The 25,071-nt window shown below is 51.1% G+C and carries 30 protein-coding genes and 2 riboswitches; of the genes, 21 read left to right on the plus strand and 9 right to left on the minus strand.

From position 1 onward, the window contains the following. Positions 1–184 precede the first annotated feature (184 nt). The 5 genes from H9X84_RS09820 to H9X84_RS09840 all read left to right on the plus strand — a co-directional run bounded on the left by H9X84_RS09820 (position 185) and on the right by H9X84_RS09840 (position 3,745). The gene (locus H9X84_RS09820; RefSeq protein ID WP_205134242.1) at positions 185–412 is read left to right on the plus strand and encodes a DUF2508 family protein; all 228 of its coding nucleotides are present in this window, start codon (positions 185–187) and stop codon (positions 410–412) included. A 15-nt stretch (positions 413–427) separates the two neighbouring features. Further along, positions 428–676 carry a pro-sigmaK processing inhibitor BofA family protein gene (locus H9X84_RS09825; RefSeq protein ID WP_205134241.1) on the plus strand — a complete coding sequence of 83 codons (249 nt, stop codon included), beginning with the start codon at positions 428–430 and terminating at the stop codon, positions 674–676. Between the two features lie 240 nt (positions 677–916). Continuing rightward, on the plus strand, positions 917–1,963 hold the full coding sequence (locus H9X84_RS09830) for a rhomboid family intramembrane serine protease (RefSeq protein WP_205134240.1): 1,047 nt from the start codon (positions 917–919) through the stop codon (positions 1,961–1,963). Positions 1,964–2,159: 196 nt separating this feature from the next. Continuing rightward, positions 2,160–2,732, plus strand: coding sequence for a uracil-DNA glycosylase (locus H9X84_RS09835; RefSeq protein ID WP_205134239.1), 573 nt, complete (start codon positions 2,160–2,162; stop codon positions 2,730–2,732). 107 nt (positions 2,733–2,839) lie between these two features. Continuing rightward, positions 2,840–3,745 carry a DegV family protein gene (locus H9X84_RS09840; protein WP_205134238.1) on the plus strand — a complete coding sequence of 302 codons (906 nt, stop codon included), beginning with the start codon at positions 2,840–2,842 and terminating at the stop codon, positions 3,743–3,745. Positions 3,746–3,798: 53 nt separating this feature from the next. Here H9X84_RS09840 and H9X84_RS09845 read toward each other — a convergent pair whose 3' ends face one another. Beyond that, positions 3,799–4,959: a M20 metallopeptidase family protein gene (locus tag H9X84_RS09845; protein ID WP_205134237.1), complete on the minus strand. Its 1,161-nt coding sequence runs from the start codon at positions 4,957–4,959 to the stop codon at positions 3,799–3,801. Between the two features lie 189 nt (positions 4,960–5,148). Here H9X84_RS09845 and dapD point away from each other — a divergent pair, with 189 nt between their 5' ends. Then, a complete protein-coding gene (dapD, locus tag H9X84_RS09850; protein ID WP_205134236.1) occupies positions 5,149–5,859 on the plus strand; it encodes a 2,3,4,5-tetrahydropyridine-2,6-dicarboxylate N-acetyltransferase in 711 nt (236 codons plus the stop codon). A gap of 54 nt (positions 5,860–5,913) precedes the next feature. Here the strand turns inward: dapD and H9X84_RS09855 are convergent, their stop codons facing one another. Together H9X84_RS09855 and H9X84_RS09860 are read right to left on the minus strand one after the other, a co-directional pair. After that, on the minus strand, positions 5,914–6,768 hold the full coding sequence (locus H9X84_RS09855) for a hypothetical protein (protein ID WP_205134235.1): 855 nt from the start codon (positions 6,766–6,768) through the stop codon (positions 5,914–5,916). A 302-nt stretch (positions 6,769–7,070) separates the two neighbouring features. Beyond that, positions 7,071–7,631 (minus strand): RNA polymerase sigma factor, encoded by a 561-nt coding sequence (locus H9X84_RS09860; protein ID WP_205134234.1) that lies wholly within the window; start codon positions 7,629–7,631, stop codon positions 7,071–7,073. A gap of 285 nt (positions 7,632–7,916) precedes the next feature. On the opposite strand from H9X84_RS09860, the gene H9X84_RS09865 reads away from it, so the two are divergent. Next, positions 7,917–8,753 carry a helix-turn-helix domain-containing protein gene (locus H9X84_RS09865; protein WP_205134233.1) on the plus strand — a complete coding sequence of 279 codons (837 nt, stop codon included), beginning with the start codon at positions 7,917–7,919 and terminating at the stop codon, positions 8,751–8,753. A 135-nt stretch (positions 8,754–8,888) separates the two neighbouring features. Here the strand turns inward: H9X84_RS09865 and rpsR are convergent, their stop codons facing one another. The 6 genes from rpsR to H9X84_RS09895 all read right to left on the minus strand — a co-directional run bounded on the left by rpsR (position 8,889) and on the right by H9X84_RS09895 (position 11,038). Then, the gene (gene rpsR, locus H9X84_RS09870; protein WP_022255722.1) at positions 8,889–9,119 is read right to left on the minus strand and encodes a 30S ribosomal protein S18; all 231 of its coding nucleotides are present in this window, start codon (positions 9,117–9,119) and stop codon (positions 8,889–8,891) included. Positions 9,120–9,143: 24 nt separating this feature from the next. Continuing rightward, on the minus strand, positions 9,144–9,587 hold the full coding sequence (locus H9X84_RS09875; RefSeq protein ID WP_205134232.1) for a single-stranded DNA-binding protein: 444 nt from the start codon (positions 9,585–9,587) through the stop codon (positions 9,144–9,146). A gap of 18 nt (positions 9,588–9,605) precedes the next feature. Beyond that, entirely contained in the window at positions 9,606–9,893 is a 288-nt protein-coding gene (gene rpsF / locus H9X84_RS09880) for a 30S ribosomal protein S6 (RefSeq protein ID WP_072853122.1), read from the minus strand. A gap of 142 nt (positions 9,894–10,035) precedes the next feature. Beyond that, positions 10,036–10,290 carry a helix-turn-helix domain-containing protein gene (locus H9X84_RS09885; RefSeq protein WP_205134231.1) on the minus strand — a complete coding sequence of 85 codons (255 nt, stop codon included), beginning with the start codon at positions 10,288–10,290 and terminating at the stop codon, positions 10,036–10,038. A 109-nt stretch (positions 10,291–10,399) separates the two neighbouring features. Then, complete coding sequence (locus H9X84_RS09890) at positions 10,400–10,834, minus strand: DUF6773 family protein (protein ID WP_205134230.1); 435 nt, start codon at positions 10,832–10,834, stop codon at positions 10,400–10,402. A gap of 3 nt (positions 10,835–10,837) precedes the next feature. After that, on the minus strand, positions 10,838–11,038 hold the full coding sequence (locus H9X84_RS09895; RefSeq protein WP_205134229.1) for a helix-turn-helix transcriptional regulator: 201 nt from the start codon (positions 11,036–11,038) through the stop codon (positions 10,838–10,840). Positions 11,039–11,289: 251 nt separating this feature from the next. Between H9X84_RS09895 and H9X84_RS09900 the strand changes: the two genes are divergently transcribed. The 14 genes from H9X84_RS09900 to thiM all read left to right on the plus strand — a co-directional run bounded on the left by H9X84_RS09900 (position 11,290) and on the right by thiM (position 25,035). After that, positions 11,290–12,339, plus strand: a complete 1,050-nt coding sequence (locus H9X84_RS09900; protein ID WP_205134228.1) for an MBL fold metallo-hydrolase — start codon at positions 11,290–11,292, stop codon at positions 12,337–12,339. A gap of 130 nt (positions 12,340–12,469) precedes the next feature. Next, positions 12,470–14,620, plus strand: coding sequence for a Tex family protein (locus H9X84_RS09905; RefSeq protein WP_205134227.1), 2,151 nt, complete (start codon positions 12,470–12,472; stop codon positions 14,618–14,620). A gap of 94 nt (positions 14,621–14,714) precedes the next feature. After that, positions 14,715–15,338: a copper amine oxidase N-terminal domain-containing protein gene (locus tag H9X84_RS09910; protein WP_205134226.1), complete on the plus strand. Its 624-nt coding sequence runs from the start codon at positions 14,715–14,717 to the stop codon at positions 15,336–15,338. Positions 15,339–15,472: 134 nt separating this feature from the next. Next, positions 15,473–15,589, plus strand: a riboswitch (FMN riboswitch). Between the two features lie 157 nt (positions 15,590–15,746). Continuing rightward, positions 15,747–16,322: an ECF transporter S component gene (locus H9X84_RS09915; protein ID WP_205134225.1), complete on the plus strand. Its 576-nt coding sequence runs from the start codon at positions 15,747–15,749 to the stop codon at positions 16,320–16,322. A 205-nt stretch (positions 16,323–16,527) separates the two neighbouring features. Then, positions 16,528–17,601 carry a D-alanine--D-alanine ligase family protein gene (locus H9X84_RS09920; protein WP_205134224.1) on the plus strand — a complete coding sequence of 358 codons (1,074 nt, stop codon included), beginning with the start codon at positions 16,528–16,530 and terminating at the stop codon, positions 17,599–17,601. A gap of 18 nt (positions 17,602–17,619) precedes the next feature. Further along, a complete protein-coding gene (murI, locus tag H9X84_RS09925; protein ID WP_205134223.1) occupies positions 17,620–18,423 on the plus strand; it encodes a glutamate racemase in 804 nt (267 codons plus the stop codon). Between the two features lie 146 nt (positions 18,424–18,569). Then, positions 18,570–19,046, plus strand: a complete 477-nt coding sequence (locus H9X84_RS09930) for a DUF2798 domain-containing protein (protein ID WP_205134222.1) — start codon at positions 18,570–18,572, stop codon at positions 19,044–19,046. Between the two features lie 262 nt (positions 19,047–19,308). Beyond that, positions 19,309–20,115 carry a hypothetical protein gene (locus tag H9X84_RS09935; RefSeq protein ID WP_205134221.1) on the plus strand — a complete coding sequence of 269 codons (807 nt, stop codon included), beginning with the start codon at positions 19,309–19,311 and terminating at the stop codon, positions 20,113–20,115. Between the two features lie 13 nt (positions 20,116–20,128). After that, on the plus strand, positions 20,129–20,500 hold the full coding sequence (locus tag H9X84_RS09940; RefSeq protein WP_330612335.1) for a GntR family transcriptional regulator: 372 nt from the start codon (positions 20,129–20,131) through the stop codon (positions 20,498–20,500). Next, a complete protein-coding gene (locus H9X84_RS09945) occupies positions 20,497–21,189 on the plus strand; it encodes an ABC transporter ATP-binding protein (RefSeq protein ID WP_205134220.1) in 693 nt (230 codons plus the stop codon). Before H9X84_RS09940 ends, H9X84_RS09945 begins: the two co-directional genes overlap by 4 nt. Then, entirely contained in the window at positions 21,189–21,995 is an 807-nt protein-coding gene (locus H9X84_RS09950; protein WP_205134219.1) for a hypothetical protein, read from the plus strand. The genes H9X84_RS09945 and H9X84_RS09950 overlap by 1 nt, the downstream gene beginning before the upstream one ends. Before the next feature lie 281 nt (positions 21,996–22,276). Further along, positions 22,277–22,591, plus strand: coding sequence for a thioredoxin (gene trxA, locus H9X84_RS09955; RefSeq protein ID WP_205134218.1), 315 nt, complete (start codon positions 22,277–22,279; stop codon positions 22,589–22,591). A 319-nt stretch (positions 22,592–22,910) separates the two neighbouring features. Beyond that, entirely contained in the window at positions 22,911–23,345 is a 435-nt protein-coding gene (locus H9X84_RS09960) for a hypothetical protein (protein ID WP_205134217.1), read from the plus strand. Beyond that, a riboswitch (TPP riboswitch) is annotated at positions 23,311–23,420 on the plus strand. Its footprint overlaps the gene before it by 35 nt. A 121-nt stretch (positions 23,421–23,541) precedes the next feature. After that, positions 23,542–25,035, plus strand: coding sequence for a hydroxyethylthiazole kinase (thiM, locus tag H9X84_RS13470; RefSeq protein WP_330612334.1), 1,494 nt, complete (start codon positions 23,542–23,544; stop codon positions 25,033–25,035). Positions 25,036–25,071 lie beyond the last annotated feature (36 nt).

A 25,071-nucleotide genomic window follows, 5' to 3' on the forward strand; every position in this document is an offset into this window, starting at 1 on the left:
AAAGCAAAGTGGATGAAATGAACAAACGTCCCAGAAAATGTTTAAGGTATAGAACGCCTTATGAGATTTATTATTCAGAGGTGTTGCATTTAACTTGACAATTCAAGCGGAAAAAAATGCCCGGATGGAATAAAAAGGGCGGTTTTTGCTTATATTAGGAACAAGCAGGAAAGGAGCGATGTCCATGGGCAAGCGGGAATTATGGGATGAGGGGACGAAGATCATCATATCCATCCGTCAGATCCAGCACCAACTGGAATCGGCCCGGTCAGCCTTTGCCAATGTGACCGATGAGGCACTGATCGACAGCTGTATTTATGAGATACGGGCACTGCACAAAAAATATGAGTATTTTCTGCGGGAAGCCAAGGCTCTGGGCCTGAGCGTAGAGCCGGGCAGAAAGATCAGCTGAAGGAGGAAAAAATGTATGGGGGGAACGGGAATACTTTCTGGTGTAATACTGGTTTGTCTGGCGGTGCTGGTGCTGGCGGCGCTGGCGAAGCCTTTGCGTGTGCTGCTGCGTTTTGGTCTGTCCGCCGCGGCGGGGGCCGCTGTTCTGGCTCTGTGCCATGGATTTGGCCTGTCGGTGGGGGCCAATGTGGTGACAGTGGTGCTGGTGGGACTTTTAGGCACGCCGGGCTTTCTGGGGCTGCTGGCCCTGAGTTTGATTTTGTAGGATTTTGTCGATAAGAAGGGAAAAGGGAAAATTGACAAGTTGTCTGATTTGTGATAGGATACCTGTAGATAAAGTTGTGGATAACTGGTTCTTCCCTGTGTATAACTGATTAGTTATCCCCAATTTTACAAAAAAGAGTCTTCTTTTATGATAAGAATACCCCATTTTCTTATCACTGACAGAAAAACTCATCGGGACCCCAACCGATGGGTTTTTTTCTTATAACGAGGTGAAAACGATATGGAGCATTTGGAATTTTTGGAGCGATTGGATGTCTGGATGCGGGAGCGTGGATTTTTCCCTTTCCGGAATACAGACGGACAATTTTTTCGCGGATTATACTGGCGGGCGGAAAACCCGGTGTTTTATGTGATCGCCATAGGCGACGGCGGACGGGATGATCCCCGGCGGTGGCAGGAGGTTTTTACAGCGGCGGCGGAGGCGGTGCAGGAGCAGGCGGAAGAGATGCACTGTACCAGAAAGGTCTGTCTTTGCCTGCTGACGGATACGGCATACTGCCAGGAAACGGCGGATTTTGTGGCGGCCCGGGAGATTTCTTTCGACGATCCCATACAGTACATATGGTGGTATTTCCCTTTGGATCAGCGCCGCCTTTATACGGGAAAGGACCAGCCTAAAAAAATGCTGGGGCTGGAAAAAATGCTGATTGCGGCGGCAGGGGGAGAAGGCCCTGTGCCTATGACACCGGCGGCACAGGAGATGACCCGCCCCGTAGTGACATGGACTATTTTTGCTATTTGCGCCCTGATTCTGGCGGGAATGTACCTGACCGGGCGGAAGGAGGAATGGATCTATGCCTTTGGTTCCGGCTGGGAAGGCGTTGTGGAACAGAGGCAGTATTATCGGATGGTGACGTCCATGTTCCTTCATGACGGCCCCCTTCATCTGGCGGCCAACAGTATTTATCTGTTTTATTTCGGCGTGCCGGTGGAGCGGCTGCTGGGCCGGGGCCGGTTTGTGCTGCTGTTTCTGCTGTCGGGGCTGTGCGGAAACCTGCTGAGTCTGTTTTGCGGCGGCTGGCTGGGGGTAGGCGCTTCCGGCGCCATTTTCGGCCTGCTGGGGACGGCACTGCTGTGGACAAAGGAACGGGGCGCACAGGCCACGGGCATGAACTATGCCACCATGCTGCTGCTGGCGCTGACGGCGCTGGGCATGGGCTGGCTGGATACCGGCGTGGATAACTACGCCCATTTAGGCGGATTTTTGTGCGGGATGGCGCTTTTTCTCCTGTTCCGGAGAAAAGAGCGGAAAAAGACCGCCCATTGATGGGGAAAAAAGAGGAGTTATACACACCTCTTTGTGAATGGGTCGGATTTATCAACAGAACGCCTGTTTTTCCCTATATATTTTGGAAAGAAAGAAATCAGGAATACTATATCTTGCGTTTGAAATAAAAAGTTGTCCACAAAAAATCTGTGGATAACTATGTGGGTATGTGGATAAGTAAAAAGGAGTGGAAAAAATGGAAAATCTGGAGCAGTGGAGAGCGTCCCTGCTGGCGGCGGTGGAGCAGTCCCCTTATGGGGAAAAAACACTGGTCTTTGGCGGCGGAGAGGCGCATCCCCGGATTATGCTCATTGGAGAAGCCCCCGGCGGCGAGGAGGAAAAGCAGGGGCGTCCCTTTGTGGGCAAGGCGGGAGCCAACCTGACTATTTTTCTGGAAACTTTGGGGCTGACCCGGGAGGAGGTCTATATCTCCAACGTGGTAAAGCTGCGGCCCACAAAGATCAGCCCCAAAACGGGCAAGCCGGTGAACCGTCCCCCTTCTGCGGCGGAGTTTGATTTTTTCCGGCCCTTTCTGCTGGAGGAGATTAGCATTGTAGAGCCGGAGTGGATCGTAACGCTGGGGAATGTGCCCCTGCGGGCGGTGACGGGAGAAAAGACCATCGTCATCGGCGACTGCCATGGCCGGGAGGGGCGTACCCCCGACGGCAGACGGCTCTTCCCTTTGTATCATCCGGCGGCGGTGATCTATAACAGGAGCCTGTCGGAGACCTATCTGGAGGATCTGCGTGCTTTGAAAGCGCTGCTGTAAACGGCGAATGGGGGAGCGGATATTTTTTCTCTCGGCAAAAAAGGATTTTCCCTTTTGGAAAGAGAAGTTATATCCCAGAGAAAACAGGAAAAAAGGAGGGAATTCCCATGACATTTCAGGTCATCAGCGACAGTGCCTGTGATATTGACCCTCGCGTGGAACAGGAGAAGGGTATTCTTCTGGTGCCCTATTACGTTTCTTTTGTGCCGGAGGTCTACCAGAAGGAACGGACAGAAATGCCGGTGCCGGCCTTTTACCGCCAGATGGCGGAGCATCCGGGGGTGTTTCCCAAAACCTCCATGCCTACGGTTGAGGATTATGCCGATGTTTTCCGGCCGGCGTCGGAAAAAGGTCTGCCGGTACTGTGCATCTGCCTCAGCGCTAAGTTCAGCGGCTCTTATCAGTCGGCCTGTCTGGCCAGAGAGGAAGTGCTGGAGGAGTTTCCGGACGCTCAGATTCTGGTGATGGATTCTGCCTGTGCTACGGCGGAACAGGGACTACTGGTGGAGCAGGCGGCACAGATGGCGGCGGCGGATGTGCCGTTTTTGGAGGCGGCGGCATTGCTGGAACAGGTCAAACAGACCGGCCGTATCCTCTTTACGACGGCAAATCTGGATTATCTGCAAAAGGGCGGCCGGATCGGCAAGGTCATGAAAATGGCGGCGGTGGCATTGAAGATCAAGCCCCTCATGGAAATGAAGGCGGGGGAGCTTTTCCCTGTGGGCATGAGCCGGAGCCGGAAAAAATCCCTGTCCGCCATACTGGCGGAGCTGGAGAAGGCCTTTGGCGGAAGAAAAGAGGAGATCAATCTGTATCGTTTCGCGGTGGGCTTTGGCTATGGGAAAGAAGAAGCGGCGGCTTTTTATGAGGAAGTGGAAGAAAAGCTGCGGCAGATGGGCTATACCGGGGACCTGCCTCTGTACCAGATCGGCGCCACCATTGGCGTTCATACGGGGCCCTATCCCATTGGCTTTGGCTATATGCGCCGCTGGGAAACTATGAAAGAAGAATAAGAAAACAGCGTCATTTCCCTATCCGGAAAAGACGCTGTTTTTTGTCTGGTTCATTAAAATGTGCCGCTGTTTTGGAGCAGTTCTAAAAGACCGGCGTAAGTTTCTACCCCTTTTGTCAGGATGCTTTCGTCAAACTGGAAGCTGGCGCTGTGGAGAGGGGCGGTATACCCTTTTTCCGGATTTCCGGCGCCCAGGAAGAAAAACATTCCCGGCAGCGCCTGCTGGTACAGGGAAAAATCCTCCGCCAGCATATAGGGCGGCGTTTCCTCATAGGCTTGACCGGCGATGGTCTGGAGAGCCTCCACCAGACGGCTGTCGTTGTTTACCACCCGGTACATATGGCGGAACACAGCTTCTCCTTTGCAGCCGTAGCCGGCGGCAATGCCCGCCGCCGTTTCCTGCACCCTGCGGGTCATGGTGTCGTAGGCCTCGTCGCTGAAGGCACGCATGGTTCCCTCCAGCTTTACCTCCTTGGCGATGATGTTGCAGGCCTCGCCGCCTTGGATGGCGCCGAAGGTCAATACACCACTGTCCAGAGGGGAAACGTTTCGGGAAAGTATGGTGTGCAGGCCGGTGATGACGGCTCCTGCCGCCAGAACAGCGTCGCTGCCCAGATGGGGCTGGGCGCCGTGGGCGCTTTGGCCGTAAATATGCACGTCTACCTCGCCGTTTCGCGCCATCATGGCGCCTTTTCGGCAGGCGATCTTTCCTTCCGCTACCTGGGGGAAAATATGGCAGCCGATGATGCAGGAAGCGGGATGTTTTTTGAAAAGTCCCGCGTCAATGAGCAGCTGGGCGCCGCCGGGGCCTTCCTCCGCCGGCTGGAAGATCAGCAGCACATCTCGTTTTAGCTGATCCCTGTGCGCCGCCAGATATTTGGCAAAGCCCAGCAGTATGGTCATATGGCCGTCGTGGCCGCAGGCGTGCATACAGCCGGGGTGGCGGGAGGCGAAATCGCAGCCCGTTTCCTCTGTTACCGTCAGGGCGTCCATGTCCGCCCGAAAGGCGAAGGCGGGGCCTTCCTCCTTCCCGGGGATCAGGGCAATCACGCCGGTATCCAGCCATTCCTCCGTTTGTGTAATGCCGAAGCTGTGGAGTTTTTCCAAAATGTACGCTTTTGTTTTATATTCCTGTAAGCCCAGTTCCGGGATCTGGTGCAGGTCCCGGCGGATCTGGCGGAGTTCTTCCGTCAGTAGGGCAAAATCATAGTTCATGGGAGTTCCTCCTTTGTCATTTTCTGAAAACATTGTATCACAGAGGATTTTCTTTGGAAAGGAGATTTCTTGCGCGGCCCTTCGCAAAGGAAGATCATCCAATTTGAAAAAAAGAATGGAAAAGCCCGTGGTTATCGTATATAATGAAATAGCATATGAAAAAAATCAAAAGACAAAGGAGAGAGTATCATGGATTACGATATGACAAATCCCTATGAGATCGCGAAATATATCAAAGAGGCCAAAAAGGCGACCCCTGTTACCGTTTATGTAAAGGGTGACCTGAGCGGCGCAGAAGCGGAAGGCGTGAAGGTATTCGGCACCGGCGATTTCTGGGTGCTGGTAGGCGATAATGAAGCGGTACAGTCTGTTCTGGAGGCGAAGAAGGACAGCATTGTGTATTCCCACCTGACCAACGACAGAAGAAATTCCGCAGTACCTATGCTGGATATGCGCTATGTGGATGCCCGCATTGAACCCGGCGCTTTTATCCGTGACAGAGTTATGATCGGCAAAAACGCCGTTGTTATGATGGGCGCGGTCATCAATATCGGCGCGGAGGTCGGCGAAGGCTCCATGGTAGATATGAATGCCGTACTGGGTGCCAGAGCAACCGTAGGCAAAAATGTACACGTGGGCGCAGGCGCGGTTTTGGCCGGCGTTCTGGAACCTCCCAGCGCAACTCCTGTTATTGTGGAGGACGGCGTTATGATCGGCGCCAACGCAGTGGTGCTGGAAGGTGTGCGCATCGGTGCCAATGCAGTAGTTGCAGCAGGGGCTGTGGTAACGGAGGATGTGCCTGCCGGAGCTGTTGTAGCTGGTTCTCCTGCGAAAGTCATCAAAATGAAAGATGAAAAAACAGAGGGTAAGACACAGCTTATGGAAGATCTGAGAAAGTAAGCGAAAACAGGAAAAACGCTCCTTGGGAAAAGGAGCGTTTTTTTATGGAAGAAATTAATTAAAGTGACCGTCATAAACGGGCATATTTTCAATATATTCATCTGTAATGGCGGGGACATAATAAATGCCGTAAGTCTGCAGTCCGTTGTCATAACCCATATCTGGCAGAAGCACGTAAAAACGATAATAGGGCAGAAGCATTTCCTCCATAGATCCTGTACGGTATGTCAGTTTAGCTTTGATAATATATTCTTTGCCGGGCATTGCCAGCGGAACGCTTGTCTGGTAATTTCCCGCAAGGAGTCTCTGTTCTGCTTCCTGCAAGGATATAATGGGATAATCCCCTGTTTTTTCCGCTGTCAGCAAAGCGTTTTTGATTCGGATAAGATACAGTTCTCCTTCATCATTGGGAGAAAAAGATGCGCTGCATAAACTATAGTGCAGAATATCTTCGGTATCATTTCCATAGGAATCATAGAGTTCATATTTCCGAGAATATGATCCGTCTATGTTATAGTCTCCCCAAGTTACAGCCATTGGTTCTTTCATGCCGAGAAGATCGCTGTAAACATGAGATAGGTAGGCAATCGTTTCATAGGCTTCATTGTCGGTTGTATTATGATAGGTGAAGCTGTATTCCTCAGGCAGAGAAAGACCGCCGTTTGGCAGGAAATAGACGATACTTCCGTCAGATGCAACAGATATTTTGCCCAGATTTGTTTCTGCCTGAATCTCAATGGGAACTGAATGGATGTTTTTTTCCTCACTGGTGATAATCTCAATAGAGAGCCTCTCTGCGTTCAGAGCGGCTACAGCATAATCCAACAGGGAAATCATTTCATCTTCTGAAAGCCCTTGTGGCATACCTGCAGCGGAAGGATCATACGCTTTATTTATATATACAGGCATAGATTCAATCTTCATGGATTCGTTCCAAGGGTTTCCTTGATCTAATTGAAAAGCGTTATAATACAGATATCCTTCAAATCCCATCCCGCTTGCGGCAAGCTCTGAAATATGAATCGGTGCTAATTTGGATGGAGTTTCACGATGCTCCTGATTCAGGAGAAAGAATGAACAGGATACTGCCAGAAAGAAACACGCGGCAATGGCACCCCACTTTTTTCGGTTTGGTTTCTTTTTATAGTGGAGAGCTTCCTCTATGTATTTTGTATCAAGATGATTTATTGCGTCAGAAAATTTCTTTTCTTTCATAGGAACACCTCTCTTTCTGTCAGGTGTTGTTTTAACATTTTACGGATACGTGTCAGCCGAACGGAGATATTTTTCTCAGAAAGTCCAGTAAAATGGGAAATGTCTTTATAGCTGTCAGAAAACCAATAGCGGCGCATGAAAATGATACGGTTTTCGGGAGTCAGTGTATCCAAGAATTCCTCTAAGATGCGGACGAATTCACTGGTTTCGATTTCATCCTCTACCGTTTTCCCATTGGGAAGACAGGATTCTATTTCCTGCAGAGCGGCAGTATACATACTGCTTCTTTTTGCCGCTTTCTTTTTCCAGTAGAGTTTCAGGGAAGTGTTCCGAACGATTTTTAAAACATAGGGCAGCAAAGGATCAGGTTTTGCCGGAGGGATCGCATTCCAAGCACCCAGATAGGCATCATTGACGCATTCCTCCGCATCCTGCCTGCTGTTTACGATTTGAAAGGAAAGAGTATAACAGATTTTCCCATATTTTCTATCCAATTCTCGGATTGCTTCCTCAGAACGTGTGAAAAACATATCTATGATTTGCCGGTCATTTATCATAATTGCGCCCCCTTTCCCTGCTTTATCTATTTACTACGGTTTCAGAGAGAAAAACTACATTCGTTTCTCTGAATTTTAAAAAATTATAACATATTTAGGAAAGAGAAAGACCTTCTCTTTTGGATGCCTCGTGCAAAGCTATTTGTCGGTAGTCCACAGGAAATAAACGGATAAACAGAACTTTCTCCCCCTCTGCAACCATCGGTTGCCAAAATGGAAGCGAAAGTTGGTTGCTATGGCAGGGGCAATGGTTTATACTGATACAAAAACAAAGGAGGGAACAGGATGAAATTAGGAGAGACCATCTGCCGTCTGCGGAAGCAGTCAGGCATGAGCCAAAGCGATTTGGCGGAAAAACTGGAGGTATCCAGACAGTCGGTGAGCAAGTGGGAGACAGACGCCGCCGTTCCCGATCTGGAGAAGCTGGTGAAAATGGGAGAGATTTTTGGTGTATCCCTGGATGGGCTGGTGAAAGGAGAAACAGAGGAGCGCGGGAAACAGGAACTTCCGCCGATACCGGCCCCTGTGCGGGAGAGAACAAAGGCCCAGAAGGCGGGCATTGTCCTGCTGTGCATCTTTGTTGTGCTGGCCCTGTTATTGGCAGTTTCCTTTGGTCTGGGTGGGGTGATTTTGGGCCTGCCGGTTCTGGTCCCGGCGCTGTTTTGCCTTTTTGCCAAAAAGCATCCTGTGCTCAGGGCTCTGTGGGCGGATTTTTTCCTTGTGCACGCTTATATGGTAGCCGCGACGGGGATACAGGCGGCCCAGATTTTATTGACTCCCTACTGGACCTATGAAATGAATTATATGCGGCTGGCCATTGCCTGGGTGATGTTTGTCTGTGAGGCGGCTCTGGTCATAGGAACGGCTGTGGTCCTGAGTAAAGGGGACGGCATGACTGGCAAAAAGCAAAAGGCGGCTGTGGTGTTGGCTGTAGTGCTGGCTGTGGCGGTATTTCTTTTCAACTTTCTGCCTGTGGATTGGCTTTTGTCGTTGTATGAGAAATATGAAAGCCTGTTCTGGCTGTTTCTGTTCCGTTCCTGGGGAGAGATCATTGCCCTTTCCGCCTTTGGCACATGGGCGCTGCGTTATCTGAAAAAGAAAAAAGAAGAAAAGTCCCTCTGAAAAAATGGGAACCGTACTGCTGTCTTTGGCAGAAACCGATTTTTTTAAAAAATAAAATCGCTGGAAATCTCATAGATTCCAGCGATTTTTGTTTTCTGATGAAAATGTCCCAATCCAAAGGGATTTCCTTATGGATTAGTCCTGTGTATAAGGCATCAGGGATACGTGTCTAGCTCTCTTAATTGCTGTTGTCAGCGCTCTCTGATGTTTTGCGCAGTTGCCTGTGATTCTTCTGGGAAGGATTTTGCCTCTTTCGGAAACATATCTTCTCAGTTTGCTTACGTCTTTGTAATCAATTGTTGTTACTTTATCAGCACAGCACTGGCATACGCGTTTTTTTCTGCGGCCACGTTTTTTCTGAATCATGTTCCAGTCCTCCTTTTCGATGAATTAGAAGGGCAAATCATCGTCTTCAATGCTTTCGTCGATGGGATAGAAGCCGTCCGCACCGCTGTTTTTCGCGGGAGCGGCAGGGGCTGCTGCGGCAGACTGGCTGCGGTTGTTTTCAAAGGAAGCCTTGCTTTCCGCAAAGTACTGTTCCTCTACCACAACATCTGTGGACCAGCGTTTCTTGCCTTCGTTGTCATCCCAGCTGCGAACCTGTAATCTTCCGACGATACTGATCATTTGTCCTTTTTTGAAATATTTTTCTGCAAACTCGCCTGCTTTGCCGAACGCTACGCATCCGATAAAGTCGGCGTCCTGCTCGCCTTGTCGTTTGAAACGGCGGTTTACTGCCAAAGTGTATCTGGCAACGGCAAGAGGTTCACTGCCCTGAGAGTAGCGTACTTCAGGATCTCTTGTCAGTCTGCCCATCAAAATCACTTTGTTCATGGAAAACCCTCCTTTTTCTTACGCTTCTTTGCGGATGATGAGATAACGCAGAACGTTTTCCATAATACGCATACGAGCTTCGATTTCTGCAGGTGCAGAAGCGGGTGCTTCGAAAGTTGTGAAGCTGTAGAAACCTTCGTTTACTTTCTGGATTTCGTAAGCGAGCTTTCTTTTGCCCCAATCATCAACTTTTTCGATTTTCGCGCCGAATCTTTCCAGGACAGCCTGTACTTTGGCAACTTCAGCCGCTCTGCCTTCATCGTCAAGTGCGGGACTCAATACCAACGCCAATTCGTATTTGTTCATGTCAGGTTACACCTCCTTTTGGACTGATGGCCCTTTCTTTTGAGAAAGAGCAAGGATTATACAATCTATGGACGTATACGCCCATACTTGAATAGAATATCATAAACCGGGAGAAAAAACAAGGATTTTTTTCGGAAAAATCTTATTTTTTCCGCGGACGCTCCGCCAGAAGGGCGTCATAGGAGGTCCCCAGAACATCACGAATGGCACGAAGCTGGACGGCGGAAATGTGCTGGATGCCCCGTTCGATTTTTACCAGAGATTCTCTGGTCAGCGGAACCCCCAGAAGCTGTATCTGCCGGACAAGCTCTGTCTGACCCATGTCTTTTTTCAAACGGATGCGGCGGATGTTTTCCCCGATGGGGATGGCGGGGGATTGTTTGATTTTCGGTTCCATGGGTACCTCCTTGTGGACGGAAATATTCTGTTTTTATTTTAGGAAACCGCAGAAAGAAAAGCAAGAAAAATCCCCGGGAAACATGGCTGCTTCCTCGGGGATCCGGAGTTCATTCCTCATCATCATATTCTTTTTCCAGCTTTTCCTGTCTGCGTTTGCCCATGCGGTACATACCGAACTGCACCACCAGAAATACCACCACAAATATAGTCAGCATAGTAAAGACTTCCGAGGGCTGTTTTTCCTGTCCTTGCAGGACATAGAACAGACCGACCACGATCATGCCGCCCACCAGAGAAGCCACCAGACGTTTTGGTTTTGGATCGGCCACGGCGGAAAGGACAACGCCCAGCTGTCTGGCCCGGACGGCCTGGTACAGCGGCGTCAGAATCAAAACCAGATATTCCATGGCGCAGTCCTGCAAACTTTGGTGCAGGAACAGGATTTTTATGACAAAGGACAATATGGCGATAAAATACAGGATCTGCATCATCTCCGCCCAGATTTTATTCCTCGCCTGTTCGATGCGTTCGTCTCTCAACATATCTCATTCCTCCTCGTTCCAGAATAATTCGTCCAGTGTTTTTCCCAGTGCCTTGCAGATGGCAATGCATAGATTTAGTGTGGGGTTGTACTTCCCCGCCTCGATCATGCCGATGGTCTGGCGTGTGACGCCTACTTTCTGGGCCAGCTGTTCCTGGGAAAGATCCAGAGCCGCTCTTGCGGATTTTAACTTTAAGTTTTTCAAAACATCACCGCCTTTTGTTTTCTATCTTAGTTATATAATATATCAATCTAAATGTCAAGTATATATTGCATTTTAAAATATAAATTTTACTTTGAGAAGATAGAAACAGGGGAATACTTTTGGACTGCACTGCGCAAAACTGCCAAAGAATTTGTCAAAAGCCATAGGAAAATCGTCTGATTTCCGCCTTGTCCCTGCCTTTTACTTTGTTTTATAATAAAAACAATGACGACAGAAAGGACGGAACGCCTATGCTGACGAAGGTATACGAAAACCCGGCGGTTTATCGTGTGGATGTGCCTCTGCCCGATAATCCCCTGAAAAATTTGAATTGTTATGTCATCCAGGACGGTGGGGAGACCCTGATTCTGGATACGGGCTTTAACCGAAAGGAATGTCTGGACGCCCTGATGGCGGGCGTGGAGGAAATCGAAGCCGACTGGACCAGAACGAATCTGTTTCTGACCCATCTTCATTCCGACCATACGGGACTGGCGCCCACGCTGATGAAGGGCCGGCCCGGAAAGATCTATATGAGCGGCATTGATTACGATTATTTCAAAGAGGCCATGGTAGGAGAAAGCTGGAAGGTTTCCGACGCCAATTATATTTCCGAGGGCTTTACCCAGGAGCAGATCATGCGGCTGCACAGCGAGAACCCGGCCCGGGGCTATGAGCCGGAGGAGTTTTTTGAGGTGGAGCGGCTGGAGGACGGGGACATCCTGACGGTTGGGAAATGGAATTTCCACTGTATTCTGGTGCCGGGGCATACGCCGGGACAGATGGTGCTGTACCAGCCGGAGAAGCAGCTGCTGTTTTCGGCGGATCATATTTTGTTTGATATTACGCCCAACATCACCTGCTGGATCGGGACGCTGGATTCTCTGGGCAATTATCTGGATTCTCTGGTCAAGATCCGAAAACTGCCCATCCGTACCACACTGCCGGCCCATCGGAAAAATGATATGGATGTGTATACCAGAATGGAGCAGATCATAGAGCATCATCTGGTGCGGCTGAAGGAGACGGTGGACGCGGTCAGCCGGTTCCCCGGCAGCAACGCCACACAGATCGCCGCCTGTCTGCGCTGGAGCATGCGGGGAAAGACGTGGGAGGATTTTCCGCTTTCTCAGCGGTGGTTTGCCGTAGGCGAGACCATTGCCCATCTGGATTTCCTGCTGTGCCGGGGCTTTGTGGAGCGCAGAATGGAAAACGGGAAACGGGCCTACTGCCTGACCATGGACGGAGAACTGTGCAAGTCCAAGCTGGACTGTATGTGGAAAAAATATCGGGAAGATTAAGAGAAAGGCTTTTCGCGGAGGACGCGGAAAGCCTTTTGTGCCGAAAGGCGCGAAAATCTTTGCGGCGGCGGCCATGGTTTTATGGTAGAATGGGAGCAGGACAGGCATTGGAAGAGAAAGGAAACAGGATATGGATATTTTAAAACAGTTGCAGACAGAATTTGATATTAAGCCCTTTCAGGCGGAAAATACCGTCAAACTTCTGGATGAGGGGAACACGGTGCCTTTTATTGCTAGATACCGGAAGGAGGCCACCGGCTCTCTGGATGACCAGATCATCCGCCAGCTGGCGGAGCGTCTGACGGCCCTGCGGAATCTGGAGGAAAAACGGGAAATGGTGCGCAAGACCATTACGGAGCAGGGAGCCATGACGGAAGAGCTTTCCGCCAAGCTGGACGCCGCCATGACCCAGACGGAAATCGAGGACCTCTACCGCCCTTACCGCCCCAAACGGCGGACCCGTGCCTCTATGGCCAGAGAAAAGGGGCTGGCGCCTTTAGCGGAGTATATTTTCGGACAGGCATTTCTGGTGCCCTTGGAGGAATACGCCGCCGCTTTTGTGGACGAGGAAAAAGGCGTTTCCTCTGTGGAGGAGGCCATAGACGGCGCCAAGGATATTCTGGCGGAGCAGTTCTCCGACGACGCCGATCTGCGGAAAATGCTGCGGGAAGAAACCATGCGCCACGGACATCTGGTGACAAAAGCCGCCAAAGAACAGACGGAACCTACGGTTTATGAAATGTACTACGATTACAGCGAGCCCCTCCAGAAGGCGGCGGGCCACCGTATTCTGGCGGTGAACCGGGGGGAGAAGGAAGGCATATTGTCGGTGAAGCTGGAAACGGAGGCGGAGAAGCTCCTGCAAAAAATGGAGCGGAAGCTGATCCGGAAAAACAGCCCCGCCGCCGAACTGCTGCGGGAAGCCATCGCCGACAGCTATGAACGGCTGATAGCCCCTTCTCTGGAACGGGAGATCCGCGGGGAGCTGACAGAACAGGCGGAGGAATCCGCCATGGCTGTGTTCCGGGAAAACCTGAAACAGCTGTTATTGCAGCCGCCCATCAAGGGGAAAACCGTGCTGGCTTTAGACCCGGCCTATCGTACCGGATGCAAGATCGCCGTCATTGACGAAACAGGAAAACCCTTGGAGACCACGGTGGTATATCCCACGCCGCCCCAGAACAAGACGGCGGAGGCGGAGAAGAAGCTGACAGCGCTCATCAAAAAGTATGATGTGGACCTGATTTCCATTGGCAACGGCACCGCCTCCCGGGAGTCGGAGCAGTTCGTGGCGGGAATGCTGAAAAAACTGGAGAAAAAAGTATACTATGTCATCGCCAACGAGGCGGGGGCTTCCGTATATTCCGCCTCCAAGCTGGGGGCTGAGGAATTCCCCGATTATGATGTGGCCCTGCGTTCCGCTGTCTCCATTGGCAGAAGGATACAGGACCCGCTGGCGGAGCTGGTAAAAATTGACCCCAAATCCATTGGCGTAGGCCAGTATCAGCACGATATGAACCAGAAGCGGTTGGGCGAGACCCTGGGTGGTGTCGTAGAGGACTGCGTGAACAGTGTAGGCGTGGATCTGAATACGGCCAGTCCTGCCCTGCTGTCCTATGTGGCGGGCATCAACAGCACCGTCGCGAAAAATATTCTGGCCTACCGGGAGGAAAACGGCCTGTTCCACAGTCGGAAGGAACTGAAAAAGGTGCCGAAGCTGGGGCCCAAAGCCTTTGAGCAGTGCGCTGGATTCCTGCGGATTGCCGAAAGCGATATGCCGCTGGACAGAACCGGGGTCCATCCCGAAAGCTACCAGGCGGCGGAGGGCCTGCTGAAGCTGGCGGGCTGCACGCTGGAGGATGTGGCGAAGGGACAGGTGAGGGGGCTGGATCGGAAGGTCCGTCTGACGGAGGAAACGGCGGAAAAACTGGGCATTGGTCTGCCTACCCTGCTGGATATCGCCAAAGAGCTGGAAAAGCCCGGCCGTGACCCCAGAGACGAGGCGCCTGCCCCTGTTCTGCGCAGTGATGTCCTTTCTATGGAGGACCTGAAAGAAGGCATGGTATTGCGGGGCACCGTCCGCAACGTCATTGATTTTGGTGTTTTTGTGGATATTGGCGTCCATCAGGACGGACTGGTACATATTTCCCAGATCTGCGACCGGTTCATCAAGCATCCGCTGGAGGCGGTGAAGCTGGGGGATGTGGTGACGGTAAAGGTACTGGGGGTGGATCTGGCCAGAAAACGGATCTCCCTGACCATGCGGAATGTGGAAAATTAAGGAATTTTTCGAAAAACGTAATAAATGCGTAATGTTTTTCTGGTAAACTGGAAAAAAAGAAAACGGCCCGGCGGGCCGAAAGGAGGGACAGTGTATGAAGAGATTTTTCATGATGTTGCTGGCGGGGGCCATGACCCTGGGATTTGCCGTACCCGCGGCGGCGCAGACAGCTATGACGGTAGAAGGAACGGCAGTGGCTCAGCCGCTGTATGTCAGTGAAAGCGGCGTCACCATGGCGCCGGTGCGGGAAACGGCGGGCCTGCTGGGGTATCGTGTAGTCTGGGACAAGGAGAGCCGGTCAGTGACCATCTCTGACGGTACGCTGTCCCTGTCCTTTGCGCCGGGAGCGGACGCTTATACATCCCGGGGCCGGACAAGACAGCTGGGGATGGCGCCGGAGCTGAAAGAGGGTGTGCTCTATGCCCCGGCGGAGATATATTCTCTGTATTATCCGGTGACGCTGACGCAGAATGACAGCGGCCTGACCCTGACGGCACTGTCTAAAGAAGGCCTGGAACAGGTGACAGGCATCATTGAGGACGCGGCCATGTATAATCTGGTATTGCGGCTGGAGGATGGCACCCTGCGGGTATTCGGCAAGGAAAACGCCGATGTTTCCGCGGCGGAGGGCCTGCTTTTGGGCAGTACCGTAACGGTATATTACCGGACGGAAGCGCCTCGGGCGGCGGTGAAGATTGTGACCCAGCCCGCGGGATGATTTTTTTCAGGAAGAAAGCGGTTTTCCTTTTGCGGGGAGGCCGCTTTTTCGCGGAAAATGTTCTGGGAAAAAAGCAGTAAGCGGTATTGACATTTTTTTCACAACTGATATAATAAAAGTACAGTAACATGATGAAAATTCTTCAGGGCAGGGTGAGATCCCCGACCGGCAGTAAAGTCTGCGAGCGCTTCGGCGCAGGAACCGGTGAGATTCCGGTACCGACAGTATAGTCTGGATGGGAGAAGGATTGGTTTTTTTCGCGTGGAAAAGGCGCGTCAGAACCGTCATTTCTTTTGTTCCTTTTGCCTGAAGAGCTTCAGGCTTTTTCTTTTGGAAAAAAAGAAAAAGTTCGTCCCTGTATGGCGAAAGCCTGAATCGTCTTTCAAAGTAGAATGGAGGAAAAAGAAAATGGAAAACGTAGTAAAAGCAACAGCGCAGAAGAAAAAAGGCAATGTCAGAAAGCTGACCAGTCTGGGGATGCTGGCGGCCATCTCTATTATTCTGGTGGCGACGGTGCATTTCCCGCTGATCCCGGCGGCGCCTTTTCTGGAATATGACCCGGCGGATGTGCCGATTCTCATTGGGACCTTTGCCTTTGGCCCTGTGGCAGGCTTCCTGCTGACAGTCGTGGTTTCCGTGATTCAGGGAGCGACAGTCAGCGCGGCCAGCGGCGGCTTTATTGGCGTCATCATGCATATCTTCGCTACGGGCAGCTGTGTTCTGGTAGCGGGCAATATTTACAACAGAAATAAAACAAAGAAAACAGCGGCCATCGCGCTGGTCATCGGCGCGCTGGTAATGACGGCGGCCATGGTAGTGATGAATCTGATCTTCACCCCGATCTTTATGGGGGCGCCCATGGAGACAGTTATCGCTATGCTGATTCCGGCCATCATCCCTTTTAATCTGCTGAAAGCCGGCATCAACTGCGCCATTACCTTCCTGCTGTATAAATCTATTTCCCATCTGCTGAAAGGGGAATAATAGACCTTCGTGTGAAAAAGAAACAGGACACAGAGAGCATATGTTACAAAAGGACATAGACTCTCTGTGTTTTTTTGTTTTTTATCCATGAAAAACAGGCGGGAAATGCCATTTTCTCCCCTTTTGTATTGTCAGGAGGCCCTCTTTTGCATATAATGATACTGATTGGATTCCCGCGTGCGGGGACAGGAAAGAAGGTATGTGTATGCAGAAGATTACAGTAGCGGTTATTTTCGGCGGACAGTCCTCAGAGCATGAAGTCTCTTTGATGTCCGCTTCTAATATGATCTCGGCACTGGACAGCAGGCGGTACGACGTGATCCCCGTAGGCATTACCAAAAAAGGCTGTTGGATGATTTACAGCGGTCCGGTAGAGCGGATTCGTACAGGCGAGTGGGAAAAATACAGTACACCGGTGGTGCTCAGCCCCGACGCCTCCAAAAAATGCCTCCTGAAGCTGGTCAACGGCAGATATAAGGAGATTTCCATTGACGTAGCACTGCCGGCCCTTCATGGCGCATGGGGTGAGGACGGCACCATCCAGGGGCTTTTTGAAATGGCCCAGATCCCTTATGTGGGCTGCGGCGTGCTTTCTTCCGCCGTCTCCATGGATAAGGTCTATACCAAGCTCATTGCCAAGGCGGCGAAAATCCCCATGGCGAAATATATCTGGCTGCATATGCGGGACTGGGACAAAAAAGAAGCCATCCTCAACAAAGCGGAGCGGCGGCTGGGCTATCCTTGCTTTGTAAAGCCTTCCAACGCCGGCTCTTCTGTGGGCATTACCAAGGCGAAAAACAGAGAGGAGCTGGAAAAAGCCATCCTTTTTGCCGCGCGGTATGATAAAAAGGTTATTATTGAGGAAGCCATTGACGGTCGGGAATTTGAATGTTCTGTACTGGGCAATGAGCAGATCCGTGTCAGCGGCGTAGGGGAGATTCTGGCGGCGGCGGAGTTTTACGACTATGACGCCAAGTACAACAACGCCGACTCCCGTACAGTGATCCCGGCGGAGGTAGACGAGGCCGCGGCGGAGGAAATGCGCAAAATCGCCGCCAAGATCTATCGTGCCGTAGACGGCGCGGGCCTGGCCCGGGTGGACTTTTTTATGGAAAAAGAGAGCGGACGTGTCCTGTTCAACGAACTGAACACCATGCCCGGCTTTACCTCCATCAGCATGTACCCGATGCTGTGGGAGGAGCGCGGCATGACAAAAACAGAGCTGATGGACTGCCTGATCGCCCTGGCTTTGGACCGGGACAACGGCATCCGCGGATAAGATAGGAGCAGAAACAGAATGGATACAAGACCAATCGGGGTATTTGATTCGGGCGTTGGCGGCCTGACGGTAGTCAAACAGGTCATGAAGGTCATGCCCCATGAGAATATCGTATATTTCGGGGATACGGCAAGAGTGCCTTACGGCTCTAAATCAAAGGAGGCCGTTACAAAGTTTTCCTTACAGAATGTGCGGTTTTTAAAGACAAAAGACGTAAAGGCCATTATTGTGGCCTGCAATACAGCCAGCTCCAACAGTCTGGACGCCATGCGTCAGGCAACGGATATCCCCGTTTTCGGCGTGGTAGTGCCGGGGGTGGAAGCGGCTGTGAAAGCCACAAAAAATAAAAAAGTAGGCATCATCGGTACAGCGGCCACCGTTCGTTCCGGTGCTTATGAAACCATGATCCGGGACGCGAACCCGGAGATACAGGTGTTTTCCAGAGCCTGCCCGCTCTTTGTGCCTTTGGCGGAAGAGGGGTGGACGGACAACGAAGTTTCCCGGCTGACGGCCCAGAGCTATCTGGCGGAACTGCTGGCGAAGGGCATCGACTCTCTGGTGCTGGGATGTACCCACTACCCTTTGCTGAAGCGGTGCATTGGCACCACCGTAGGCGACAGCGTGAAGCTGGTGGACCCGGCTAAGGCCACAGCCAGACAGGTCATGGATTTTCTGGCGGCCAGAGGCCAGCTCAATGAAAACGAAAGCGAGGGAGAGCGGCGGTTCTACCTCAGCGATACCACCGATATGTTCGGTTTCCTCTGCCAGAAGGCCCTGAAAAAGCGGTATGAGGCGGAGATCATTGATATTGAGAAATATTGAGATTTTTGAAAATAGTACTTACATGGCAGAAATATTTTTGCTACAATAGAAAAAAATAATATATCATCTGAACAGCGTGCAGTGAAAACATAAGTCCGGTTGTTTTCGCGGCAGGCTGTTTTTTTATGGGAAAAGGAGTGTAGAAAATGCCGAAAACATTGTTTCAGGAAGTTGTCTTTTGTCTGCTGATGTCTGTGTTCATGGTGCTGGGCATGGAATTTTACAATGGCTCTCTCCAGCTGGGAGAGTGGACCAGAGCCGTTTTCCCCATAATGCTGGGAGAAATGCGGTTCATGGTGCCCCTTTGTTTTGTCAGCAGCTTTTTTGTCATGGATCAGCTGGCACAAAAGCTGGCCTTTCGTCTGGTGACGCCGGGAAAGGATCTGCCTGTTCTGGTGATTCTGGTGCGCTCCGGTATTACGGTCAGCCTCATGTGTCCCACCATGAGCCTGTGGGCAACGCTGATCTTCCACGGTATCAGCGGGGATTTTGTCAATCAATGGCTGGGAACAGTCATCCGGAATTTTCCCATGGCCTTTTTCTGGCAGATTTTTTACTGTGGGCCGCTGGTGCGGTTTTTGTTCCGGCGTCTGTTTCCGACAAAAACAGAACAGGCGGCATGACAGCCGGAGATGGAACAAACCTATGGGCTGCCAGTGCTTCTATTTGGCAGGGAATGATTTTCTTATGCAGACAGCCATTCTGGTTTCCCCACAAGAAAACTGATGTTTTCTTGTGGGGAAACTGCTTTCCGGCGGCGTTTTTTGTGGAAATAACCAGATCTTTAAGAGATGTTTAAGATTGTGCCGGGCTCGTTGACAAGGGTTCAATCCTGTATTATTGTATTATTAAGTTAATACAATAATACAGGAAGGAGGAATCCGTATGTGGCGAAAAATTTGCAGAGAAGAACTGCGGCAGCAAAGGCCGGTGTATCTGGTGATATTTGGGCTGCTGCTTTTGAGCGGTGTTTTCGGTGTACTGGTCAACGGAGGGCCCCAGGCGGCGGTGCAGTCCATAGAATCTGGTTTCGCGGGGACAAAGCTGAGCGATTGGATGTCTTTGTTCTCCATCATGGGGATGTATGTGCTCTGGGCAGGCGGCATGGTGTTTTTTTCCATTTATACCATCTATCGTTTTTCCAAAAGCGTTTTTGGAAAAGAAGGGGCTTTCTGGTTGACTCTTCCCGCAAGCCCCCGGCAGGTGCTTTTGGGGAAACTGCTGACGCCGCTGGTATGGCTGGCGGGTATGGCTGTGCTGGCAGTGGCTGGCGTGATGATTTTTATGGTGTCGCCCCTGTTTTCTGAGGGGCAGCAGATGTTTCTTGTCTCGGAAAGCGGCGCCATGATCGTCTGTATGCTGGCATCACAGTTTCTGCTCTGGATGGGGACCATCTACGGCATCTGCTTTGCCATCGCCGCGGGCCATCTGCCCCGGTTCCGAAAACATGCCGTATGGGCCACCGTCGGTGTGGCCGTGCTGCTGTTTTTTGCGGTGGAACCGCTGGCGGCGCTGATTTTACAGGCAATGACAGGTCTGGCCGCCGCAGGGCTGTATTCCACGGACGGTATCCCGGTGGAGCTGTTTTACGCCGTGGTGGGACTGCTGCCGGTGGTGATGCTGCTGCGGATGGGGCTGTATGTGGGGCTGATCCTGTATCTGGGAGAAAAGAAATTAGATTATATCGCGTAAGGGAGGTGATTCCGTGCAGTTTGACAACGGGTTACCCATTTATTTGCAGATCGTAAAGGAAATGACCCTGCGGGCCTTGTCCGGCGCCATGGAGCCCGGTGAGAAGATACCCCCGGTGCGGGAGCTGGCGGCCCAGTTCGGCGTCAATCCCAATACCATGCAGCGAGCCATGGTGGAAATGGAGCGAGACGGGCTGGTCTATACGGAACGGACCAGCGGGCGTTTTCTGACGAAAGAGGAACAGGTGCTGGCGGAAAAGCGGAAGGCCTTCGCCAGAGAGGAAACAAAAAAATATCTGGACTATATGAAAAAGATCGGCTTTACAACGGAAGAAGTGGCCGCTTATGTAAAAGCTTTGGGCGAGAAAGGGGAGGAAACAACATGAGTTTACTGGAGATCAAAAATCTGGAACACCGTTACGGGAACCATACGGTGCTGGCAGGCTTGCATCTGACGCTGGAGGAAGGCGAGATCATTGGTCTGCTGGGCCCCAACGGCGTAGGCAAGACCACGCTCATGAAGATCATCTGTGGTCTGATTCAGACCTATGACGGCAGTGTACTGGTCAACGGCGCGCCGGTAGGCATCGGCAGCAAATCCATTATTTCCTATCTGCCGGAGCGGACCTATTTTCGAAAAAGCGAGAATATCCGCAGCGCCATTGGTATGTTCCGGGATTTCTACGCTGATTTTGATGAGAAAAAGGCCATGGAAATGGCTATGGATCTGAATCTGGATTCCAAGCAGAAAATCGGCACCATGTCCAAGGGCATGCAGGAAAAATTACAGCTGGTATTTGTGATGAGCCGCCGGGCAAAGCTTTTTGTGCTGGATGAGCCGCTGGGGGGCGTGGACCCTGCGACCCGGGATTATATCCTCCATACCATTTTGAGCCAGTATACGGAAAACAGCTCCATACTGCTGTCTACCCATCTGGTCCATGATGTGGAGCAGATTTTCGACCGGGCGGTGTTCCTGAAAAACGGCAGAGTCTTTTTGAATGAACAGGTGGATATTCTCCGGGCAGAAACGGGGATGTCTCTGGATCAGTATTTCCGGGAGGTGTATCGGTAATGTTGGGGAAGGTAATCAAGCATGATTTGCGGGCGTGCAGTCCCTTGTACGGCGTGGCCTGCGTCATTTCGCTGATATTCGCTCTGGCGGCTGTCCTCAACCGCTCAGGCAACAATGATTTTTCCTATTTAAGAACAGCCCCTTTTTTGATTACGGGCTGCACTGTGGCCATTCTGGTGCTGGTGATCCTGTTTCTGGTCCATACGGCCCTGCGCTACCAAAGAAGTATGTACGGCGATGAAGGCTATCTGACCTTTACCCTGCCGGTGCGCGCGACGGAGCTGATAGTGGGGAAGTTTATTGCCGCAGCTGTCTGGGGTTTTATCATTTGGCTGCTGTGCGGCCTGCTGTGCTTTTCCATTTTGTACGGCGCTGTAGCGCCGTCGGCAACAGAGCAGTTCTGGAATGAGGTGCGAAATGTTTGGGCGATGGCGGATATACGGAACACATTGCTTTTGGTGGCAACTACTCTGCTTTTGGGCATCTTGGAGCAGATCGCGGTAATTTATCTGGCGGTGACACTGGGCCATCTGCCCTGCTTCCGCCGGGCCAACGGCATATTGACGCTGGTATTTTATTTTGGCATTACCTTTGCGGAAGGCAAGATTACAGAACTGATCCCTATGCTTTCTCAGGATGCGCTGGAAAGCAGTCTGAACTATATGATTGATCTGGTAGATGTCTTGGCTTTTTCCAGAGAACTTCAGTCTTTCTTTCTACCTTCCATGGTGGCCATTCTTTGTTTTACAGTAATATATCTGGTGATTTCGGGAATTCTGGTAAAAAAATATACTTCTTTGCAGTAAGGAAAAGCGGCTTCGCAGACCAAAGGTCTGTGGAGCCGCTTTGTTAAGGGGAAGAAGTAGAAAGAATGTGATTTTGTATGGGGGAGAATCACACCCTTCGAGAACAGTATGTCCGTCTTTGAAAAAGTTATACCTCCCATAGCAAAATAATTTAAAGAATAACAATTATTATTTAATATAAATTATTGACATATGTGGGAAACTCTGCTACACTAAAAACAACAAATAGGATAAACAGCAATTTACCGGATAGAATAAAAATAACGAAGGAGGAATTTTTTATGATGCAGATTAAGGCAGACGCCTTTCAGAAGGAAGTAATGGAAAGCAAGGTACCGGTACTGGTGGACTTTTTCGCGACATGGTGCGGCCCCTGCCAGATGATGGGCCCTGTGCTGGAACAGCTCCAGGCGGAATACGGCGAAAAGGCGAAGGTCGTGAAGGTAGATATTGACCAGGCCATGGAACTGGCGCAGAAATATAAAGTCATGAGTGTACCCAATATGATCTTTTTTAAGGACGGCAAAGTGGCAGACAGCGTGATCGGTGCGGTACCTGCCAACGTTCTGAAGGAAAAAATGAACCAACTGCTGTAATCAGAAAAGCGTCTTTGTATGACAAATGTCTGCAAAGACGCTTTTTTCAGAAATAAGTCACAAAAAAGAATGTATTTCAAAAAAAACACAAGGCACTTTTTCCATTGACGAAAGCAGGAAAAAAGTGGTATCTTTTTCTTGCGACTTGTTCGCGAATCAATACAAGGAGAGTCAGAGATATGGACACTGTAAAATTCCGTACAAATACATATGGTATTGTGCTCCTAATTAGCGCTATTTGCGTGATCCTGCTGGGTTACTGTTGAAATAGGGCTGATTTGGCATGCGGAAAAAATTGTTCCGGTCTTTGGCGGAAAACATGGTTTTCCAAAAGAAAAAGGATTCGGCAAAAACGGTTCCCTGCAAGTCAGCGGGGAACCTTTTTTTATGGATTGATCCAAGAGACGAAAGAGAAAGCTGCCTGATCTGCAAAAGACAAAAACAAAAAAATACAAAAGATAAAACAAGAAAAGCTACAAAAGACAAACACCAGAAAACACCATACCAAAGAAAAAACAAACAAATTTTACAAAAGACAAAACGCAGAAAAAAGACACCAAAGATACCCGGCGGACAAAATCCCGCCAAATTTCAAAGAGCAGGCACTTTGCCGTTCTCAAAACGGCAAATTCCTCTTTCCAAAAGGACAGCAGAACGCTGTCCTTTTTTATCTGCGCCCGCCTTCGTTGACAAAGATCCGAAAGCGTACTATAATGACAGCAGAATGCGAAGGGAGCTCTTAGAGGAGAGCTGAGAGGAAAAATGTGATTTTTCGACCTTTTGACCTGATTTGGACAATGCCAACGGAGGGACGCGGGGCGGGTTTTCCCGTCCGGGCGAAGACGACGATGGATTTCCAGGGGAGATCCTTTTTTTTATGGATTTCCGGCGGTTGGCAGGAGACAGGCAGAAGCAAAAGCAAAAGCGCAGAGCAAAGGAGGCAGTAACCTATGAGAACAGGCGGTGATATTTTAGGGGCCTTTCCCCAGCTGATGGCCAATGTGCGGGAGAAAGAGCCTATTGTACAGGCCATTACCAATTTTGTAACAGTCAATGACTGCGCCAACATCATTCTGGCGTCAGGCGGTTCCCCTACCATGGCCCACGAGGTGGACGAGGTGGCGGAAGTGGCTTCTGTCGTACAGGGCCTTGTGATGAATATGGGCACCATGGAGGATGTACCGGCTATGCTGGTGGCCGGAAAAGCGGCCAATGAGGCAGGCGTGCCGGTGGTGCTGGACCCTGTGGCCGTAGGGGCGACCTCCCTGCGCCGGGCCGGCGGCAAAAAACTGCTGGAAAACGTGCGTTTTTCCGTGATCCGGGGCAATACCTCCGAGATCAAGCACCTGGCTCTGGGGACAGGCTCTACCAGAGGCGTAGACGCGGCGGAAGAAGATAAGATTACAGAGAACAATTACAGGGCCTTCGGCAGAATGGCAAGGGATATGGCCAGAAAGACAGGCGCCGTCATTGCCATTTCCGGCGTTATCGACATCATTGCTTCTGGAGACCGTGTTTTTGCCCTGCGCAACGGCGACGCCATGATGAGCCGTATCACCGGCAGCGGCTGTATGCTGACGGCACTGCTGGGGGCGTACTGCGGCGGCAACCCGGACCATATTCTGGAGGCGGCTGTCTGTGCTGTGGCCCTCATGGGGGTCAGCGGCGAGATCGCCAGAGAGAAAACCCAGGCCCAGGGCGCAGGTACACTGACCTTCCGTACCCATCTGGTGGATACGGTAAGCCTGCTGGACGCGGAAACATTACAGAACAGAACGAGACTGGAGGAGTTGGACTTGGCAGAAAAAGCAACGAAAGAATCCATGAAGCTCTACGCCATTACAGACCGCAGCTGGCTGAAGGGCAGAACGCTCCATGATGTGACAGAAGAGGTGCTGGCGGCTGGCGCGACCTTTTTGCAGATCCGGGAAAAGGAGCTGGACAGAGCATCCTTTTTGGCGGAGGCCAAGGACCTGGCGGCTCTGGCGAAGAAATACCATGTGCCCTTTGTGGTCAATGACGATATTGATATTGCGCTGGAAAGCGGCGCCGACGGCGTCCATGTGGGCCAGAGCGATATTGTGGGTAAGGACGTGCGCGCCCTCATCGGCCCGGACAAGATTCTGGGGATTTCCGCCAATACGGTGGAAACAGCGGTCAAGGCCCAGGAAAGCGGCGCCGACTATATCGGCGTAGGGGCGGTATTCCATACGGATACCAAAAAAGACGCCCAGTCTTTGACCAATGAGGAACTGCTGGCCATCTGCAAGGCGGTGACCATTCCTGTGGTGGCCATCGGCGGCATCAATGAAAATAACGTGATGCAGCTGAAGGGCAGCGGCATTGACGGCGTTTCCGTCATCTCCGCTATTTTCGCCAAAGAGCATCCCGGCGAAGCGGCGAAGCATCTGCTGGCAAAGGTAGAGGAAATGCTGGGAGAATAAAATCATTTGAGACAGAAAAAAGGGAATTTCCTGTGT

Source organism: Anaerotignum lactatifermentans (genome assembly GCF_016902535.1).
GTDB classification, from domain to species: domain Bacteria; phylum Bacillota; class Clostridia; order Lachnospirales; family Anaerotignaceae; genus Anaerotignum; species Anaerotignum lactatifermentans_A.

Coding starts and splice junctions, on each gene's coding strand:
- H9X84_RS09890 (WP_205134230.1), bottom strand. CDS start 10,834: ATGTTGAGAGACGAACGCATCGAACAGGCGAGGAATAAAATCTGGGCG.
- rpsF (WP_072853122.1), bottom strand. CDS start 9,893: ATGAACAAATACGAATTGGCGTTGGTATTGAGTCCCGCACTTGACGAT.
- H9X84_RS09960 (WP_205134217.1), top strand. CDS start 22,911: ATGGTTTTCCAAAAGAAAAAGGATTCGGCAAAAACGGTTCCCTGCAAG.
- H9X84_RS09915 (WP_205134225.1), top strand. CDS start 15,747: ATGGAAAACGTAGTAAAAGCAACAGCGCAGAAGAAAAAAGGCAATGTC.
- H9X84_RS09830 (WP_205134240.1), top strand. CDS start 917: ATGGAGCATTTGGAATTTTTGGAGCGATTGGATGTCTGGATGCGGGAG.
- trxA (WP_205134218.1), top strand. CDS start 22,277: ATGATGCAGATTAAGGCAGACGCCTTTCAGAAGGAAGTAATGGAAAGC.
- H9X84_RS09860 (WP_205134234.1), bottom strand. CDS start 7,631: ATGATAAATGACCGGCAAATCATAGATATGTTTTTCACACGTTCTGAG.
- H9X84_RS09900 (WP_205134228.1), top strand. CDS start 11,290: ATGCTGACGAAGGTATACGAAAACCCGGCGGTTTATCGTGTGGATGTG.
- H9X84_RS09825 (WP_205134241.1), top strand. CDS start 428: ATGGGGGGAACGGGAATACTTTCTGGTGTAATACTGGTTTGTCTGGCG.
- thiM (WP_330612334.1), top strand. CDS start 23,542: ATGAGAACAGGCGGTGATATTTTAGGGGCCTTTCCCCAGCTGATGGCC.
- H9X84_RS09950 (WP_205134219.1), top strand. CDS start 21,189: ATGTTGGGGAAGGTAATCAAGCATGATTTGCGGGCGTGCAGTCCCTTG.
- H9X84_RS09820 (WP_205134242.1), top strand. CDS start 185: ATGGGCAAGCGGGAATTATGGGATGAGGGGACGAAGATCATCATATCC.
- murI (WP_205134223.1), top strand. CDS start 17,620: ATGGATACAAGACCAATCGGGGTATTTGATTCGGGCGTTGGCGGCCTG.
- H9X84_RS09845 (WP_205134237.1), bottom strand. CDS start 4,959: ATGAACTATGATTTTGCCCTACTGACGGAAGAACTCCGCCAGATCCGC.
- H9X84_RS09875 (WP_205134232.1), bottom strand. CDS start 9,587: ATGAACAAAGTGATTTTGATGGGCAGACTGACAAGAGATCCTGAAGTA.
- H9X84_RS09910 (WP_205134226.1), top strand. CDS start 14,715: ATGAAGAGATTTTTCATGATGTTGCTGGCGGGGGCCATGACCCTGGGA.
- H9X84_RS09855 (WP_205134235.1), bottom strand. CDS start 6,768: ATGCCTGTATATATAAATAAAGCGTATGATCCTTCCGCTGCAGGTATG.
- H9X84_RS09840 (WP_205134238.1), top strand. CDS start 2,840: ATGACATTTCAGGTCATCAGCGACAGTGCCTGTGATATTGACCCTCGC.
- H9X84_RS09920 (WP_205134224.1), top strand. CDS start 16,528: ATGCAGAAGATTACAGTAGCGGTTATTTTCGGCGGACAGTCCTCAGAG.
- dapD (WP_205134236.1), top strand. CDS start 5,149: ATGGATTACGATATGACAAATCCCTATGAGATCGCGAAATATATCAAA.
- H9X84_RS09885 (WP_205134231.1), bottom strand. CDS start 10,290: ATGGAACCGAAAATCAAACAATCCCCCGCCATCCCCATCGGGGAAAAC.
- H9X84_RS09835 (WP_205134239.1), top strand. CDS start 2,160: ATGGAAAATCTGGAGCAGTGGAGAGCGTCCCTGCTGGCGGCGGTGGAG.
- H9X84_RS09930 (WP_205134222.1), top strand. CDS start 18,570: ATGCCGAAAACATTGTTTCAGGAAGTTGTCTTTTGTCTGCTGATGTCT.
- H9X84_RS09945 (WP_205134220.1), top strand. CDS start 20,497: ATGAGTTTACTGGAGATCAAAAATCTGGAACACCGTTACGGGAACCAT.
- H9X84_RS09905 (WP_205134227.1), top strand. CDS start 12,470: ATGGATATTTTAAAACAGTTGCAGACAGAATTTGATATTAAGCCCTTT.
- H9X84_RS09935 (WP_205134221.1), top strand. CDS start 19,309: ATGTGGCGAAAAATTTGCAGAGAAGAACTGCGGCAGCAAAGGCCGGTG.
- H9X84_RS09865 (WP_205134233.1), top strand. CDS start 7,917: ATGAAATTAGGAGAGACCATCTGCCGTCTGCGGAAGCAGTCAGGCATG.
- rpsR (WP_022255722.1), bottom strand. CDS start 9,119: ATGATTCAGAAAAAACGTGGCCGCAGAAAAAAACGCGTATGCCAGTGC.